Source organism: Pseudonocardia sp. ICBG162 (assembly GCF_020496225.1).
In the GTDB taxonomy this organism is placed as follows: domain Bacteria; phylum Actinomycetota; class Actinomycetes; order Mycobacteriales; family Pseudonocardiaceae; genus Pseudonocardia; species Pseudonocardia alni.
On sequence record NZ_JAHLJD010000004.1, the window covers coordinates 1 to 17,027 of the forward strand.

The 17,027-nt window shown below is 75.0% G+C and carries 13 protein-coding genes and 1 pseudogene; 1 reads left to right on the forward strand and 13 read right to left on the reverse strand.

Annotated features, from left to right (window positions below):
• The 6 genes from KPL60_RS00265 to KPL60_RS00290 form a co-directional block, all read right to left on the reverse strand.
• Positions 1–500, reverse strand: a 500-nt coding sequence (locus KPL60_RS00265) for an acyl-CoA dehydrogenase family protein (RefSeq protein WP_226364497.1), incomplete at its 3' end; no start/stop codon positions are given.
• Between the two features lie 28 nt (positions 501–528).
• On the reverse strand, positions 529–1,290 hold the full coding sequence (locus KPL60_RS00270; RefSeq protein WP_226357539.1) for a 3-hydroxyacyl-CoA dehydrogenase: 762 nt from the start codon (positions 1,288–1,290) through the stop codon (positions 529–531).
• Positions 1,291–1,325: 35 nt separating this feature from the next.
• Positions 1,326–2,474 (reverse strand): acetyl-CoA C-acyltransferase, encoded by a 1,149-nt coding sequence (locus tag KPL60_RS00275; protein WP_226364498.1) that lies wholly within the window; start codon positions 2,472–2,474, stop codon positions 1,326–1,328.
• Between the two features lie 261 nt (positions 2,475–2,735).
• Positions 2,736–4,109 (reverse strand): dicarboxylate/amino acid:cation symporter, encoded by a 1,374-nt coding sequence (locus KPL60_RS00280; protein ID WP_226364499.1) that lies wholly within the window; start codon positions 4,107–4,109, stop codon positions 2,736–2,738.
• 205 nt (positions 4,110–4,314) lie between these two features.
• Positions 4,315–5,640 carry an MFS transporter gene (locus KPL60_RS00285; RefSeq protein ID WP_226357542.1) on the reverse strand — a complete coding sequence of 442 codons (1,326 nt, stop codon included), beginning with the start codon at positions 5,638–5,640 and terminating at the stop codon, positions 4,315–4,317.
• Positions 5,637–6,857, reverse strand: a complete 1,221-nt coding sequence (locus KPL60_RS00290) for a M20 family metallopeptidase (protein WP_226364500.1) — start codon at positions 6,855–6,857, stop codon at positions 5,637–5,639. Before KPL60_RS00290 ends, KPL60_RS00285 begins: the two co-directional genes overlap by 4 nt.
• Positions 6,858–6,976: 119 nt before the next feature.
• Between KPL60_RS00290 and KPL60_RS00295 the strand changes: the two genes are divergently transcribed.
• Positions 6,977–8,005 carry an Lrp/AsnC family transcriptional regulator gene (locus KPL60_RS00295; protein WP_226364501.1) on the forward strand — a complete coding sequence of 343 codons (1,029 nt, stop codon included), beginning with the start codon at positions 6,977–6,979 and terminating at the stop codon, positions 8,003–8,005.
• 12 nt (positions 8,006–8,017) lie between these two features.
• On the opposite strand, the gene KPL60_RS00300 is transcribed toward KPL60_RS00295, so the two are convergent.
• The 7 genes and pseudogenes from KPL60_RS00300 to KPL60_RS00330 form a co-directional block, all read right to left on the reverse strand.
• Positions 8,018–9,799, reverse strand: a complete 1,782-nt coding sequence (locus KPL60_RS00300) for an acyl-CoA dehydrogenase (protein WP_226364502.1) — start codon at positions 9,797–9,799, stop codon at positions 8,018–8,020.
• Between the two features lie 46 nt (positions 9,800–9,845).
• Positions 9,846–10,946 (reverse strand): FAD-dependent oxidoreductase, encoded by a 1,101-nt coding sequence (locus KPL60_RS00305; protein WP_226364503.1) that lies wholly within the window; start codon positions 10,944–10,946, stop codon positions 9,846–9,848.
• On the reverse strand, positions 10,943–13,501 hold the full coding sequence (locus KPL60_RS00310; protein ID WP_226364504.1) for a hypothetical protein: 2,559 nt from the start codon (positions 13,499–13,501) through the stop codon (positions 10,943–10,945). The genes KPL60_RS00305 and KPL60_RS00310 overlap by 4 nt, the downstream gene beginning before the upstream one ends.
• Positions 13,501–14,556: a 2,3-diaminopropionate biosynthesis protein SbnA gene (gene sbnA / locus KPL60_RS00315; protein WP_226357548.1), complete on the reverse strand. Its 1,056-nt coding sequence runs from the start codon at positions 14,554–14,556 to the stop codon at positions 13,501–13,503. Before sbnA ends, KPL60_RS00310 begins: the two co-directional genes overlap by 1 nt.
• Positions 14,557–14,587: 31 nt before the next feature.
• Positions 14,588–15,628 (reverse strand): annotated as a pseudogene (gene sbnB, locus KPL60_RS00320) (2,3-diaminopropionate biosynthesis protein SbnB).
• Positions 15,625–16,602: a TauD/TfdA family dioxygenase gene (locus KPL60_RS00325; protein WP_226364505.1), complete on the reverse strand. Its 978-nt coding sequence runs from the start codon at positions 16,600–16,602 to the stop codon at positions 15,625–15,627. Before KPL60_RS00325 ends, sbnB begins: the two are co-directional and overlap by 4 nt.
• A gap of 17 nt (positions 16,603–16,619) precedes the next feature.
• On the reverse strand, positions 16,620–17,027 hold a 408-nt coding region (locus tag KPL60_RS00330; protein WP_226364506.1), incomplete at its 5' end, for an acyl carrier protein.

Here is a 17,027-nt window from a genome sequence, read left to right on the forward strand (position 1 = left end):
GGTCGGCGTTGATCCCGTTGGTGATGAAGTCTTCGCGCCGTTGACGACGTAGTGGTCGCCGTCGCGGATCGCGGTCGTCGACATCGACGCAGGTCCGATCCGATGCCCGGCTCGGTCATGGCGATGGCGAGGATCGTCTCGCCGCTGACGACGCCCGGCAGCCAGCGCTGCTTCTGCTCCTCGGTGCAGTAGGTGAGCAGGTAGGGCAGCACGATGTCGTTGTGCAGGGTCAGGCCCAGGCCGGACCCGGCGGCGCCGACGCGCAGCAGCTCCTCGCTGATGACGGCGTTGAAGCGGAAGTCCTTGACCCCGCCGCCGCCGAACTCCTCCGGTGCGTCGATGCCCAGGAAGCCGTTCGCACCGGCGGTGGTGAACAGCTCCCGCGCGACGGCGCCGTCGCGTTCCCACTGCGCCTCGTGCGGGACGATCTCCTTCTCGACGAAGGCGCGGAACGCCTCCCGGAAGTCCTCGTGGTCGGACTCGTAGAGCGTGCGCTTCACGGCGCCGCCTCCCCTCGGGTGGTGGTGGTTAGCGCGGCTGCATCCGGATCGCGCCGTCGAGGCGGATCGTCTCGCCGTTGAGCATCGGGTTCTCGACGATGTGGGCGGCGAGCTTGCCGTACTCGGTCGGCTGGCCCAGCCGCGACGGGTGCGGGACCTGCTTGCCCAGCGAGGTCTTGACGTCCTCGGGCAGCCCGGCCAGCAGCGGGGTCTCGAACAGGCCGGGGGCGATGGTGTTCACCCGGATGCCGATGCTCGCCAGGTCACGGGCGATCGGCAGGGTCATGCCGACGATGCCGCCCTTGGACGCCGAGTAGGCGGCCTGCCCGATCTGGCCCTCGAACGCCGCCACCGAGGCGGTGTTGATGATGACGCCGCGGTCGCCGTCGACGTGCTCGGCCTTGGCGATGCGCTCGGCCGCCAGCCGGATCACGTTGAACGTGCCGATCAGGTTCACGTTGACGACCTTGGTGAAGTCGGCCAGCGGGAACGGGCCGGTCTTGCCGTAGGTCTTGATGCCGTTGCCGATGCCGGCGCAGTTGACCGCGACGCGGACGGTGCCGAGCTCCTCGGCGGCGTCGAGGGCGGCCGAGACCTGCTCCTCGTTGGTGACGTCGGCGGCGACGAAGCGGACGTTCTCGCCCAGCTTGTCGGCGACGGCCTCGCCCTGCGATGACGGCAGGTCGATGATCAGGACCTTGGCGCCGAGCTCCACGAACTTCTCCGTGGTGGCGAGGCCCAGGCCGGACGCACCGCCGGTGACGACGGCGACGGAACCGTTGATGTCCATGTTCTGTCTGTTTCCTTCCGGGTGGGGAGCGGGTGTCAGAGGAGCTCGAGGATGGTGGCGTTGGCCTGGCCGCCGCCCTCGCACATGGTCTGCAGGCCGTAACGGATGCCGTTGTCGCGCATGTGGTGGATCAGGGTGGTCATGATCCGCGCGCCGGAACCGCCCAGCGGGTGACCGAGTGCGATCGCGCCGCCGTTGGGGTTGAGCCGCTCGGCGACCGAGGTGTCCTCACCGGCGATGTCGGCCAGCCAGGCCAGGGGCACCGGGGCGAAGGCCTCGTTGACCTCGAACGCACCGATCTCCTCCAGCGACAGACCCGACCGCGTGAGTGCCTTCTGCGTCGCGGGGATCGGCGCGGTCAGCATGATGACCGGGTCGGCACCGGCCAGCACCGCGGTGTGCACCCGCGCGATCGGGGTCAGACCCAGCTCCGTGGCCTTCTCGCTGGTGGTCATCAGCAACGCGGCCGAGCCGTCGGAGATCTGCGAGGAGTTCCCCGCGTGGATCACCCCACCCTGGTCGGCGTCCTTGAACACCGTCTTGAGCTGGGCCAGGCCCTCCAGGGTGCCGCCCCGGCGGATGCCCTCATCGGCCGAAACGCCCGCGATGGGTGCGATCTGGCCCTCGAAGCGGCCGTCGTCCTGCGCCTGCGCGGCACGCTCGTGCGACAGCAGCGCGAACTCGTCGAGCCGGGTACGGGAGAAGCCCCACTTCTCGGCGATCATCTCCGCGCCCACGCCCTGGTTGGGGGCCACCCCGTAACGCGCGGCGAAGTCCGAGCCCAGCGGGTCCTGCCCCTGGCTGGAGGAGAACATCGGGACACGGGTCATCGACTCGACACCACCGGCGACGGCGACGTCGTACTGGCCCGCGATCAACCCGGCCGCGGCGAAGTGCACCGACTGCTGACTCGACCCGCACTGCCGGTCCACGGTCACACCGGTGACGGTCTCGGGGAACCCGGCGGCCAGCGCGGCGTTGCGGCCGATGTCGAAGGTCTGCTCGCCGACCTGGGACACGCAGCCCCAGATGACGTCGTCGATGTGGGCCGGGTCCACGCCGGACCGCTCCACCAGGCTGCGCAGCACGTGCGCGGAGAGGTCGGTGGGGTGGACGTCCGCCAGGCCGCCCTTGCGCTTGCCGACCGGGCTGCGTACGGCCTCGACGATGACTGCGTCTCGCACGGTGTTCGCTCCTTCGCGACGGTGGACGGCGCCCGGACGGGGCCGTCGACTCGCCACGACGGTAGCAGGAAACAGTCAGTGTTGACTGCCACGGGGCGGTGCGACCCGGGTCACGCCGACCACGGAGCTGCCCCGGCCGGCACGCCCCTGTCGATCAGTACCTCGGCGCTGCCGGGGCGCGCCGGGGCAGCGCCGAGGTACTGATCGATTCCGGACCGGCGGCGCGCGGCCCGGGCGCGTCGGACCGGTGCGCGACCGGGGTCAGGCGGAGGTGGCCGACACCCGGTCGGCCGTCGCACCCTCGCCGGAGGCGGTGGCCTCGGTGGGGTCGGTGTCCTCGGTGGCGTCGATGGGATCGGCGGCGTCGCGCCCGAGGATCCCCTCCTGCGCCGCGACGAGCGTCGGCACGGTGATCTGCCCGGCGACGTTGGTGGCGGTGCGCATCATGTCGAGGATCGGGTCGATACCGATCACGACCGCGATCCCGGCCGCGATCACCGCGGGCGGCATCCCGACCGCGGCGAGGGTCAGGGTCAGCATGGTGAACCAGCCGGTCGTCCCGGCGGTGGCCAGCGCCCCGAACACGGCGACGGCGACGATCACCAGGTACTGCCACGCCGCGAGCTGCACCCCGGAGACGTGCGCGATGAAGATCGTCGCGAGCGCCGGGTAGACCGCGGCGCAGCCGTCCATCTTGGTGGTGGTGGCCAGCGGGACGGCGAACCCGGCGTAGTTGCGGTCCACGCCGAGGTCGATCGCGGCCTGCCGGGACATCGGCAGGGCGGCGCCGGACGAGCGGGACACGAAGGCGAACTGCAGCACCGGCCAGGTAGTGCCGAAGAAGCGGCGCGGCCCGATGCCGGCCACGACCTTGAGCAGCAGCGGGTAGACGCCGAACAGGACGATCGCGCAGCCGAGGTAGACGGTGACGATCAGCCCGGCCAGGGACCCGACGACACCGCTGCCGTAGGTGGCGAACGCGTTGCCGATCAGGCCGAGCACGCCGATCGGGGCGAGCACGACGATCCAGCGGATGATCGTCAGGACGATCTCGAAGGCGGAGCGGGAGAACGCGACGAACGGCTCGGCCTTCTCCCCCAGCGCGTAGGCGGCGGCACCGACCAGCAGCGCCGCGACGACGACCTGCAGCACGTTGTCCGCGGCGAACGCGGCGACCGGGTTGTCCGGGACGAGGTTCGACAGCAGCGCCTCCCACGAGCCCGCGGTCTTCGCGCCCACGGCCTCGACGTCGGCCGGGTCGGCGGCGATCGTGACGCCCTCGCCGGGCCGCCCGATCAGCCCGATCGTGATGCCGATCAGCACCGCGACCAGGGAGGTCCCGGCGAACCACGCGACGGTGCGCCCGCCGAGCCGGGCCGCGGTGCGGCCGCCGCCGAGGTCACGCAGGCTGACGATGCCGACGACGATCGCGAGGAACACCAGCGGCGCGACGGTGAACTGCAGCAGCCCGGTGAACAGGCCGCCGACGGTGTCCAGCGTGGACGCCAGCCCGGTGGAGCCGGTGACCCGAGCGGTCAGCCCGAGCAGGGCGCCGAGGACGAGCCCGGCGACGGTGAGCAGTGCGAACACGCGCGGGCGCTGCCAGGCGCGTGCGGCACGGACGGCGAGTGACACGGGGATCCTCCAGGAGGTGTGCGGACGGACGTGGGCCATCGGGAGCCCGGACAGCCCGTCGCGGGGCGGCGGCACAGGTCGATCACCCGCCGGCTCACCAGCCACACACCCGTCCCCCGCACAGGTGGGAGCAACGCGCCCGTTCGCCGCGTTCTTCCCGCCGGACGGAGGTACGCAGCGTGACCCGTACCTCCGTCCGGGACCGTCACCGCACCGGTGGGGTGGTCGCGTGCGCGGGTTGCTCGGCCCCGTCGAGGCCGGCGGTCGCGAGGTCGATCCCCCGGGTCTCGGGCAGCAGGTACACCGTCAGCCCGGACACCAGCAGCAGCGCGATCGCGTAGCCGAGGAACAGGCCGGGCCTGCCGATCTCGGCGAACAGCGTCTGCAGGTAGGGCGCGGTCCCGCCGAACAGCGCGACGGAGATCGAGTACGGCACGCCGAGCCCGGCGGCGCGCACCCCGGTCGGGAACATCTCGGCGTAGAGGGCGGGTCCGACGGCGCAGCCCGCCCCGATCAGCGCGAGCGCGACGGTCATCGCGACGAACAGCGTCGGCCCGTCGTGGATCATCGCGTCGAGCGGGAACAGCGCCAGGACGAGCACCGCGCCGGGCACGAGCAGGGTGCGGCGGCGGCCGAACCGGTCCGAGGCCGCGCCCCACAGCGGCAGCAGCACCATGAACACCGCCAGCGCGCCGGCACCGGCCCACAGCGCCGCCGCCGGGTCCACCCCGCGCGCGGTGATGGCGTACGCCGGGGCCGCGACCGACCAGACGTAGTAGACGACGGTCAGGCCGCTGGTCAGGAACACCACCCGGGCCAGCGCCTTCGGCCGGGCCAGGACCTGGCGCCACAGCGACGGGCGGCCGGGCGTCGCGGTGCGGGCCTCCTCCTCTCGGGAGTAGGTGTCGGACTCACGCATCCGCAGCCGCATGACCAGCGCGTACAGCCCGAACAGCCCGCCCAGGACGAACGGCACCCGCCAGCCGTAGGCGGCCATCTCCTCGCGGGTGAGCACGCTCGACAGGACGGCTCCGAGCACCGTCCCGACCAGGATGCCCGCGGTGCCGGAGAAGTAGATGAGGCTCGACCACAGCCCGCGCCGGGCGGGCGGGGCCATCTCGGCGAGGTAGGTCTGTGCGGCGGGCAGCTCGCCCCCGTGCGCGAGGCCCTGCGCCAGCCGGGCCAGGACCAGCACGACCGGTGCGGCGATGCCGATGACGGCGTGGGTCGGGACGAGCCCGATCACCAGGCTGCCCACCGCGGCGGTCGCCACGCACAGCGCCATCGACAGCTTCCGGCCGCGGCGATCGGCGATCCAGCCGAACAGGAAGCCGCCGAACGGGCGGGCGACGAACCCGACGGCGAACACCGCGAGCGTCTTGAGCAGGGCGGTGCCGGTGTCGTCGCCGGCGAAGAACTGCGGGGCGAAGAACGCCGAGAACGTCGCGTAGACGTTCCAGTCGAACCACTCCATGGCGTTGCCGGCGCCGATCCCGAGGATCGTGCGACGCCGCTCGGTGCGCTCGGTCATGCCGCCACCCCCGCGGCCGGGGCGAGGCGGGTGGTGGCGAGCGCGGCGTACAGCGCGGTCGCGTCGGCGAGGACGCCGTCGTCGAAGCGGGCGAGCGGCGAGTGGTTCATCGGCGCGGTGTCGGGGTCGGCGCCGGGTGGGCAGGCGCCCATCCCGAGGAACGCACCGGGGACGGCGGCGAGCACCCGGGAGAAGTCCTCGGAGCCGCTGACCGGGTTCGGGGCGAGCCGGAACCGGTCCTCGCCGAGCAGCTCGGCGCACACCCCGGCGGCGAACGCGGCCTCGTCGGCGTCGTTGACGGTGCGCGGGTACTCGTCGGTCCAGACGACCTCGGCGCGGACGCCGTGGGCGGCGGCGACACCGTCGCAGACCTCGCGGACCAGCACCGGCAGCGTCGCGGCGTGGACGTCGGAGAAGCTGCGCACGGTGGCCTCGAAGCGGGCCGTGTCGGGGATGACATTGCGCCGGGTGCCGGCGGCGACGACGCCGACGGTCAGCACGACCGGGTCGAACATGTCGAAGCGGCGGGTCACCATCGTCTGCAGTGCGGTGATCATCTCCGCGGCCGCGGCGATCGGGTCCCGGGCGGTGTGCGGGTTGGAGCCGTGGCCACCCGCCCCGTGCACGACGACGTCGAGCGCGTGCGAGGCGGACAGGAACACCCCGGGTCGGGTCGTGACCAGCCCGGCGGGCATCCGGTTGGCGAACACGTGCAGGCCGTAGGCGTGGTCGGCGCGCCGCCCGGCCGCGGTCAGGACACCCTCGGCGAGCATGTGGCCGGCGCCGTCGAAGCCCTCCTCGCCAGGCTGGAACATGAACACGACGTCGCCGGCGAGGTGGTCGCGGTGGGCGCTGAGCAGCCGCGCGGCCCCGGCCAGCGCCGCGGTGTGCAGGTCGTGGCCGCAGGCGTGCATGGTGCCGGTCCGCGCCGCGAAGTCCTCGCCGGAGTTCTCCGTGACCGGGAGGCCGTCCATGTCGCCGCGCAGCAGGACCACCGGGGCGTCCGCGCCGCCGCCCGGGGCGGTGCCGCGCAGGACCGCGGTGACCGACGTCGTCGTGGTCCCCCCGGTGATCTCCAGCGGGAGTCCCGCCAGTGCGTCGAGGACGCGGTCGCGGGTCCGGGGCAGGGTCAGGCCGACCTCGGGGTCGCGGTGCAGCTCCCGGCGCAGGTGCGCCAGGTCCGGCTGCAGCGACCGGGCGTCGTCACGAAGATCCACAAGCGTCCCCTCGGGTCGTACCGGAGGGCCACGCTGCCCGCCGGAGGTCCTGCCCGAGTCTCGGAGCCCGCGCGTTACGGCACGTAACATCGACCGATCCGATCCGGATCGGGGGCCCCGTGGACGGAACCGACCGCCATCCGCTGTCCGAGGACGACTTCGCGCTCGTCCACGCGCTGCAGCTGCACCCGCGCGCGAGCTGGGCCGGGCTCGGCCCGGTGCTCGACGCCGCGCCGGTGACACTCGCCCGGCGCTGGGCCCGCCTGCAGGGGTCCGGGCACGCGTGGATCAGCTGCTACCCGGTGGTCGGCGAGGACGCCATGCAGGTGGCGCTGGTCGAGGTGGACTGCGCCCCGGGGCGGCTCGCGGGGGTCGCCGCGGCGCTGGACTCCGAGCCGTCGGTGATGACCATCGAGTACGCCGCCCGCGGCCGGGACCTGCTGCTGACGGTGAACGCGGCGTCGTTCACGGAGCTGTCCGGGCTGGTGCTGGACCGGATCGGGCGGGTCGCCGGGGTCGCGTCGGTGCGCACGCACCTGGCGTCGCGGGTGCACCGGGAGGGCAGCCGGTGGCGGCTCGACGCGCTCGACGCCCGGCAGGTCGCGGCCGTGCGCGCGCTGCGCCGGGCGGACACCACACCGCAGGCGGGCGGCGTCGACCTGCGGGGTCCGGTGTACGCGCCGCTGGTGCGGGAGCTGTGCGCCGACGGGCGGGAGAGCGCCGCGGAGCTCGCGGCCCGGGTCGGGCGGCCGGCGTCGACGGTGCGCCGGCAGCTGTCGGCGCTGGTGCGCTCGCGGGCGCTGGTGTTCCGCTGCGAGGTCGCACAGCTGCTGACCCGGTGGCCCATCTGCGTGACGTGGTGGATCCGGCTGCCGACCGCCGCGGTCGAGGCCGCGGTGCGCCGGGTCCGGACCGACCCGCGGGTGCGGCTGTGCCTGTCGCTCACCGGGCCGGAGAACCTGCTGCTCACCGCCTGGACGCACTCGCTGGGCGAGCTGGTGGGAATGCAGTCGGCGCTGGAGCGGTCGCTGCCGCAGGCGCAGATCGTGGACACCTCGGTGATCCTGCGGACCCGCAAGCGGATGGGGTGGCTGCTGCACCCCGACGGCCGGGCCACCGGGACGTGCGTCCCGGTGTTCCCCGGCTGAGGCGGCGCCGGGTCAGAGCCAGGCGTCGCGGACGTCGAGGGTGGTCCGGTCCAGCGACGCGAGCAGGTCCAGCTGCGGTCCGGTGCGGGGCAGCTCGTGGCGCACGAAGTAGCGCGCGGCGGCGCGCTTGCCGTCGTACAGGTCGCCGTCGCGGCCCTCGGCGGCGAGCGCCTGCTCCAGCCAGATCCAGGCGAGCACGACGTGCCCGACCGCCTCCAGGTAGACCGAGGAGTGCGCGACGGCGAGCGCCGGGTCGTCCTGGCCGTGCACGGTCCCGGTGACCTCGACGACCCGGTCCGCGGCCGCGGCGACGGCGTCGGCGTGCGCGGCGAGCTCCCCGCCCGCCGCACGGCCCCGCGCCACGGTCTCCCCGATCGTCTCCCGCAGCAGCGTCAGCCCGGCACCCCCCTGCATCACGACCTTGCGCCCCAGCAGGTCCAGGCCCTGGATGCCGTGGGTGCCCTCGTGGATCGGGTTGAGCCGGTTGTCCCGGTAGAGCTGCTCGACGTCGTGGTCGCGGGTGTAGCCGTAGCCGCCGTGGATCTGGATCGCGAGGTCGTTGGCGTGCAGGCACCACTGCGACGGCCAGCTCTTCACGACCGGGGTCAGCACGTCCAGCAGCAGGTGCGCCCGGCGTCGCTCCTGCTCGGTGCCTGCGGTGCGCTCCTCGTCGAGGAGCCGCCCGCAGTACAGGTTCAGCGCGAGCGCACCCTCCACGTAGGACTTGCTCGCGAGCAGCATCCGGCGCACGTCGGTGTGGGCGACGAGCGGGACCTGCGGGCTCGCCGGGTCCTTCGCGCCGGCCGGGCGGCCCTGGGTGCGGGTGCGGGCGTGCTCGAGGGCCAGCAGGTAGCCGGCGTAGCCGAGTGCGGTGGCTCCCGCCCCGACCCCGACCCGGGCCTCGTTCATCATGTGGAACATCTGGGCGAGGCCGGTGTGCGGCTCCCCCACCAGGTAGCCGACGGCGCCCGCCTCGCCACCCGGCGTGGCGCGGCCCTCGCCGAAGTTCAGCACGGTGTTGACGGTGCCGCGGTAGCCCATCTTGTGGTTCAGCCCGGCGAGGGCGACGTCGTTGCGTTCGCCGTTCTCCAGCACCCGGGGCACCACGAACAGCGAGATGCCCTTCACCCCGGCCGGTCCGCCGGGGATCTTCGCCAGCACCAGGTGGACGATGTTCTCCCCCAGCTCGTGCTCGCCGCCGGAGATCCACATCTTGGTGCCGGTGATCCGGTGCGTGCCGTCGTCGCGGGGCTCGGCCCGGGTGGTGACGTCCGCCAGCGACGACCCGGCCTGCGGCTCGGACAGGCACATCGTGCCGAAGTAGCGGCCCTCCACCATCGGGCGCACCCAGGTCTGCACCTGTTCTGAGCTGCCGTGGGTGAGCAGCAGGTTGGCCGCGGCGACGGTGAGCATCGGGTAGGCGGCGGTGGCGACGTTGCCGGCGTGCAGCCAGACGAAGCAGGCCTGGACGACGACGGCCGGCAGCGCCATGCCGCCCACCCGCGCGTCGAGCCCGGCGCCGACGATCCCTGTGTCGCCCAGCACCTTCAGCGCGGCGCGGACCTCGTCGGGGAGGGTGACGCGCTCGCCGTCGAACTCGGGCTCGCGGGTGTCGGAGATCTTGCGGTGCGGCGCGAAGTGCTCGGTCGCGACCTGCGCGGCGAGGTCGACGACGGCGTCGATGGTGTCGCGGTCGTGCTCGGCGTAGCGCTCGCGGTCGCAGAGCTCGACCACCCGCAGCCAGTCGTGGAGCAGGAAGTCGAGGTCGGCACGGGAGATCAGCTGCGCTCGCACGGCACCCACGATCGCACCCCGGGGCGGGTCCGGGGAAGCGGGCCGCTCAGCCCCCGACCGCGAGCGCCGGGGCGAACGCCGGCGACCCGGACCGGCCGGTCCGCACCAGGTCGGCGACGAGCTCGCCGACGGCCGGGGCGTACTTGAAGCCCTGGCCGGAGAACCCGCCGAGGACGACGGTGCGCGGCTCCCCCGGGGCGAGCGCGACGATGCCGCGGCGGGTCGGGGTGTAGCCCTCGACGTAGGACTCCAGCCGGGCGGGCCGGTCGGACATCCCGGCGAGGCGGGCGGCGACCGCACCGGCCCAGTCCCGGGTGTAGCCGGCCTCGACCAGCGGATGGTGGTCGGCCGGCGAGTGGACGCGGGGCTGCGGCTGCTGGTGGTTGATCTTGACGGTGGCGCCGTCGACGGCGGGGAAGAACGAGTGCACCGGTGCCGCGGTGTGGATCCCGGGAGGGAAGACCGCGGGCGCGAACCGGGCGGGGTCGCGCACCCCGAACCAGCTCAGCACGACGCGGCGCTGCTCGATCCCGGTGGCGCCCGGGACGAGACCGGCGCCGTGGCCGGTGGCGATCACGACGCTGTCGGCGACGGTCTCGCCGTCGACGGTGTGGAGCACGACGCGCCCGCGCCGCCTGCCGATGCCGACGACGGTGACGCCCTCCCGGACGGCCGCCCCGGCCCGGCGGGCCTCCGCGACGAGCCCGCGGGTGGCGGTGCCGGCGTCGAGCAGCCCGCCGCCCGGGTCGAGCACGGCCACCTCGTCCGCGCCGAGCAGGTGCGCGGGCCAGCGCACGGCCGCCGCGGCCGCGTCGAGCACGGTGGTCCGGCCCGGCAGCGCGACCGCCCGGACCCGCGGGTCGTCGCGCGCGCCGAGGGTGAGCGCGCCGCAGGCGGTGAACGGCGCGCCGGGCAGCCCGGTCCAGAGCTCACGGCTGCGGTCGAGCAGGCGGACGTGGTCCGGCCCGGTCGCGACGGCGGTGCGGAAGATCCGCGTCTCGCCGCCGGAGCCGCCGTCGGGGTGGCCGACGCGCCCGGACTCCAGCCCGACGCAGGACACCCCGGCGCGGGCCAGCGCGAGCAGCGACGCCGCGCCGAGCACACCCAGCCCGACGACGGCGCACTCGACCGACCCGGCCCGTCTCACGGGTTCTGCGACCGGATCCGGGCGTCCGCGGGCAGCGGCACGCGGGCCGGGTCCCGGGGCAGGCGTCCCGGCCAGACCAGGCAGAGCAGCGGCGGCGCGCCGACCGCCCGCAGCGCGGCGACGGCCGTCACGACGTCCTCGGTGGTCGTCGCGGCGGTCTCGACGACGAGCACGCTCGGCCCGCCGTCGCGCACGGTGCGCAGGTCCTCGTGGGCGAGCCGCGGGACGCGCAGGGCCCGCACCACCGGCGTCCCGGGGGCGACGGTCGTCGCCGGGGCGCCGGGGGTGAGGTCGCGGTAGTCACGCCGGTCCCCCACCAGTGCGGCCGCCTTGACCAGCTCGGACGCGACGTCGCAGGCGGGCTCGCGGGTCAGCTGGACGACGGTGAGGCACTCGACGTCGCGCAGCAGGTCGCGGTAGGCACCGGCCAGGCGCGGCACCGCGTCCGGGGCGGTGCCCGGGGCGAGCACCGGCACGTCGAGCCGGGCCCGGAGCCGGTCCTCGGGGTGGGCCTCGGGCAGCAGCCCGCGGCCGCGGCGGACCGCGGGCACCCCGAGACCGGCCAGCAGCAGCGCCGCACCGGCGCCGATCCCGGCCGCTCCGCCGACCCACCACGCGGTCGGGACCTCCGGTGCGACGACCGGGGCGGGCCCGTCGACGACGACGGTGACCTGCCCGGTCCGGTCGGCCAGCGTCCGGCCGAGCTGCTCGGCGACCGGGTCGGTCCCGGTGGTGCCCGAGTTGCCGGTGGCCTGGGCGTCGGCGGCGCGCCGGTCGATCTCGGCGCGCAGCGGCTGGGTGCCGCCGGTGGTGACGGCGGCGTCGAGGGCGCCGATGCGCTCGCGCAGCGCGGTGACCGCGTCACCGGCCAGCGCGGTGGCGGTCGCGTCGTCGGTGCCGGTGGCGCGGACGGCGACCACACCCGGTTCGGGTGCGGTGAGCACGAGGCGCCCGGCGACGTCGGTGACGGTGGAGCCGGTCAGCTGGGCGACGCGGTCGGTGAAGGCGGCGCTGCCGGCCGCGGCGAGCGCGCGGGTGGTGGCGGGCCCGGGGTCGGCGGTGCCGACCGAGCCGACCTGCACCGACGTCGTCGCGACGGTGGGCGGTGGGAAGAGCACGGCCAGGCCCGCGGCGCCCGCGGCCGCGAGCAGCACGGCGCCGGTGACGGGGACGCGGCGACGGCGCAGGGTCGCGCCGATCTCCGTCAGGGGGCCGTTGCGGTCCGCCCCGGACGGGACGGGTGCCGGTGTCGCGGCCGGGATCGGTGCGGCCGCGGGGGTGGTCGACGGGGCCGGTGCCGCGGTCCGGTCCGGCCGGGGCGCCACGGGCGGGGCCGTCGGCGGGGCCGGACCGTCGAACCCGGCCGGCAGCGCGGGTGCGGATCCCGTCGGGGCCGGGCGCAGGGGTGCGACCGGGGACCGCTGCGGGGCCGGTGCCCGGGTGGGCACGGACGCCGTCGGCGGCACCCGCGGGATCGCCGAGGTGGCCGGGGACGGGCGGGACGGTGCCGTCGGTGCCGGCGCGCCCGACGCTGTGGACCGGGTGGGCAGGGCCGACGGGCCGGTGACCGGCGCCGTCCCCGTGACCGCCGACGGGTCGACGGGCGTCGTGGCCGACGCCGCGCCGTGCGCACCGTTCACGCCGTTCACGCCGTTCACGCCGTTCACGCCCTTCGCGCCGTTCACCGGAGCCGGAGGCGGAGCCGTGGACGTGGCCGGGGTGTCGGTGCGGGGTGAGGTCGGCAGCGACGTCGGGGTCGCGGTGCGGTGGGCCCCGGCGCGCGGCTCGGTGCCGTTGCGTGCGTCGGTGCCGTTGCGTGTCTCGGCCCCGGTGCGTGCCCCGGCCGAGGTGCGCGACTCGGTCCCGTGCTGCGCGTCGGTCCCGTTGCGCGGGTCGGTGCCGTTGCGCGGGTCGGCCCCGGTGCGCGGGCGCGTCTGCACGGTGTCCTCCACCCCGGAAGCGCCGGAAGCAGCGGAGACACCGGACGTACCGGAAGCACCGGGAGCGCCGGAACCGTCCGGGGTACCGGCACCCGCCGGCGACGCGGCGGGCTCGGCGCGGGTCACCGCACCCGGCGGCGGCAGCAGCCCCCGCCGCCGCGACCGGGCCCGCTCCGGCGTGCCGGAACGCGACGGCTCAGCGGAACGCGACGGCTCAGCGGAACGCGACGGCTCGGCGGAGCGGGACGGCTCGGCGGCACCGGTGCCGGGCGACGCCGGGTCGGCGTCGCGCACCGGGACTCGCTCGTCGCCCCGCGCCGGGGCCGCACCGGAGGACGGCAGGGCCGACGCCCCGCCCTGCTGCGGCGGGGCCGCCGTCCCGGCGTTGCGCGCCGGGACCGGCCCCCCACCGGCCGACGACGGGGTGAACGCGGGCAGCGCCGTCGTCGCGGAGGCGTCGTCGACGGCACCCGGGGCACCGCCGGCGGGCTCCTGCGACGCGTTCTCGCGGCGGTAGGGCGTCGGCCGGGACGGCGACGCCCCGGCCGCCGTCTCCGCCGGTGCCTCGCGCCGCGGCGGGACCAGCGGGGCCCGCGGGGTCCTGGTGCGGGCCATCAGCGGGACCCCGCGACCAGGGCCGGGCCGCCGGGCAGGATCTCGGTGACCACACCGGCGGGCGTGACCTCGGTGATCGTGGCGTCGCGCGGCTGCGGCATCCCGGCCGCCACCTCGGGGCCGAAGTGCTCGGCCAGCCACGACGGCCGGTAGACCGTGTCGAGGTAGCGCTCCCCCAGGTCCGGGGCGAGCGCGACGGCCGTGGTCGTCGCGTCACCGTGGCGGCGCAGCCAGTCCGCGGCCCCCGCGACGACGGTGCCCGTCGACCCGCCGAACAGGAACCCGCGGCGGGCCAGGGCGTGGCACGCCTCGAGCGTGTCGGGCTCGGCGACGTGCACGACGTCGTCGATGTAGGACTCGTCGAGCGCCTCCGGGCGGACGCTGGTGCCCAGCCCCGGGATCATCCGGGGCGTCGGCCGGTCGCCGAAGGTGACCGACCCGGCCGCGTCGACCGCGACCACCCGGACCGGCCGCGGCCGGGACCGGAAGTAGCGGGCGCAGCCCATCAGCGTGCCGGTCGTGCCCGCGCCGACGAAGACCACGTCGAGCTGCGGGAACGCCGCCTCGATCTCCGGCCCCGTGGTGACCAGGTGCGAGCCCTGGTTCTCCGGGTTGGCGTACTGGTTGAGCCAGACGTAGCGGTCGTCGCCGGCGACCAGCGAGCGGACCAGTGCGATCCGGGTGGCGAGGAAGCCACCGGCCGCGTCCGGGGTGTCGACGACGCGGACCTCCGCGCCGAGCGCCTCCATCAGCCGGTGCGTCGCCGGGTTGCAGCGCGGGTCGGTGACGCAGACGAACCGGTAGCCCCGGCTCGCCGCGATCATGGCGAGCGCGACGCCGAGGTTGCCCGAGGAGGACTCCACGAGCACCGATCCGCGACGCAGCAGGCCGCGCCGCTCGGCGTCGGTGACCATGCCGAGTGCGGCCTTGAGCTTGACCGATCCTGCGAAGTTGAAGCCCTCGCACTTGAGGTAGAGCGACAGCCCGAGGACCCCGGTCAGGTCGACGTACAGGTCGTCGGTGTTGAAGTCTTCGGGTGCGGAGATGACGGTCATCGTCGACCCCTCGTGTACCAGTGGTGGCGGCTCAGCCGTGCCGGCTCAGCTCGTGGAAGAAGTCGTCGACGGTGTGCAGCTCGCCGGCGCGGGCGACCTCGGCGTGGACGAACCGTCCGACGGCGAGGTCGAGGACCCCGAGGCCGAACGGGGAGAACACGACCGTGCGGTCGGTGGGGACGGCCAGCGTGCCGTCGAGCACCTGGTCGAGGGTCCCGTCGACGAAGTCGCGGTTCCCGGTGGCCTGTTCGGCCAGGTGCGGGGAGGTGTCGGCCTTGAGGCAGTGCTCGACGTCGTCGAGGACGTTGAAGGCGCTGAGCACGATGTCCGCGGACAGGTCGCGCAGCGACACGTTGAGCACCAGCGGGTGGTGGTCGAACCAGGCGGGGTCGTGCACATGCGGGGTCCCCGCGACGGTCGCGAAGATCACCAGGTCGCTGCCGCGGACCAGCGACTCGGCGGAGTCGTGGATCCGGACCTCGCCCGCGCGGTGCGCTCGACGTGGCCCCGGAACCCCCCGGCGGAGTCCGCGGAGAGGTCGAAAACGCCGACCTCGTCGAAGGTCCAGCCGGTGCCGACCAGGAACTGGTGGATGTAGCGGGCGATCAGGCCGGTCCCGACGAACCCGACGCGACGCGGCGGGCCCCGTCGCGTGACAGCCGGTCGGCCGCCGAGGCCGCGGACGCCGCGGTGCGCGTCGCGGAGATGATCGAGCTCTCCAGGCAGGCGTACGGGTAGCCGGTGCGGGGGTCGTTGAGGATCAGCACCGCCGAGGCCCGGGGGACGCCGCGGGCGACGTTCTCCGGGAAGCTGGAGATCCACTTGATGCCGTCGACGCCGGTGTCGTCACCGGTGCCGCCCAGCGACGCGGGCAGCGCGATGATCCGCGACGACGCCGGTCCGGGAACCGCAGGAAGTACGACGGCGGGTTCACCGTCGCGCCGGCACCGTGCACCCGGTAGGTGTCCTCGACGAGCTCGACGAGCTCCTTCTCCCGCCCGCCGAGCGCCCGCGCCACCTGGGCGCCGGAGATCACGGAGAAGGCGGGGACGGACTCGGCCGGGGCGTTCATCGGGCTCCCTCGAAGGCGGGGACGGCGACGCCGTCGGTCATGGCGACGACGACGTGCCGGTCACCGGTGTAGGGGTCGCGGCCGTGGGCGAACCGCAGGTTGTCCACGACCAGCAGGTCGCCGTCCTGCCAGGGCTCGCGGACGGCGTGCCGGTCGTGCGCGGCGTTGATCTCGTCGACGACCGCCTCGGGCACCGGGGAACCGTCGCCGAAGCGGGTGCTGAACGGCAGCCCGTCCGGGCCGTGCATCTCCAGCAGGAACTCGCGGACCTCGGGGTCCATCGCGAACTCCGACAGGAACGCGATCTGGTTGAACCAGACCCGCTGCCCGGTGACCGGGTGCATCAGCACGCCGTGCCGGCGCTGGCGGGTGCGGAGCCCGCCGTCGGGCGTCCACTCGGTGGCGATGGCGTTGGCCCGGCAGTAGCGCTCGACGGCGTCGCGGTCGGCGGTGCCGAACGCCTGCTCCCAGGAGGCGCCGATGTCGTCGCCGTAGGAGCGGGTGAGGATCCAGCCCTCGCGCTCGACGCGGTCGACGAGTGCGGGCGGCAGGTCCGCCGCGACCCGGGTGGTGTCGACCAGCGGTGTCGCGCCGCCGGTCTCGGGTGCACGCAGGCAGGCGAACAGCAGCGTGGCGGGCGTGTCCAGGACGTAGGACAGCTCGTGGTGGGCGCACATCGGCTGGCGCGCGGGCCACGGGGTGGCCGAGTAGACGCCGTCGGACAGCAGGGTCCGGGCGGCGATCGCCTCGCGCTCGACGTAGCTGCCGGTCCCCAGCCGGGCGGGCCACACCGGCGACGTCGGCGACGGTGCGCAGGCCGAGCCCGCGCACCAGCACGACACCGTGGTCGTCGAGCAGGTCGCGCAGCGCGTCGCCGTGGCGCTCGGTCCAGCCGGCGGCGTCGCCGCCCGGGCCGGCGTCGAGGACGGGCGGTCGTCCGGGTGCGGGCGCACCCCCAGCAGTGATCCGGTCATGTCTCCCCCTGTGGTGGTCAGAGCTGGTCGGCCGGGAGCAACCCGGCGAGGTCGGTGAGGACGGGATGGTCGAGCACCTGGCGGACCGTGACGGCCCGGCCGAGTGCGATCACGAGCTTCACCGCGGACAGCGAGCTGCCCCCCAGGTCGGCGAAGTCGTCGTCGGGGCCCACCGATCCGGCGGGCAGGTCGAGCACGCGGGTGACGGCGTCGACGACGCGGCGCTGGGCCGCGGTGAGCTCGCCGCCGGTCGGGCCACCCACCGCCGGAGCGACGGCGGCCTGCGCCGCGGCCGCGGTCGCGTGCGCGGTGAGGGTCTTGCGGTCGATCTTGCGTTGGCGGTGACCGGCAGGCGGGTCGAGCCGGTGGACCGTCGGCGGGACCATGTAGGGCGTGCAGCCTGCGCGCCAGCCGGGCCCGCACCT

Bases quoted from the DNA above. Each gene is read 5' to 3' on its own strand.
- KPL60_RS00270 (WP_226357539.1), bottom strand. From the start codon at position 1,290: ATGGACATCAACGGTTCCGTCGCCGTCGTCACCGGCGGTGCGTCCGGC.
- KPL60_RS00285 (WP_226357542.1), bottom strand. From the start codon at position 5,640: ATGACCGAGCGCACCGAGCGGCGTCGCACGATCCTCGGGATCGGCGCC.
- KPL60_RS00310 (WP_226364504.1), bottom strand. From the start codon at position 13,501: ATGGCCCGCACCAGGACCCCGCGGGCCCCGCTGGTCCCGCCGCGGCGC.
- sbnA (WP_226357548.1), bottom strand. From the start codon at position 14,556: ATGACCGTCATCTCCGCACCCGAAGACTTCAACACCGACGACCTGTAC.
- KPL60_RS00325 (WP_226364505.1), bottom strand. From the start codon at position 16,602: ATGACCGGATCACTGCTGGGGGTGCGCCCGCACCCGGACGACCGCCCG.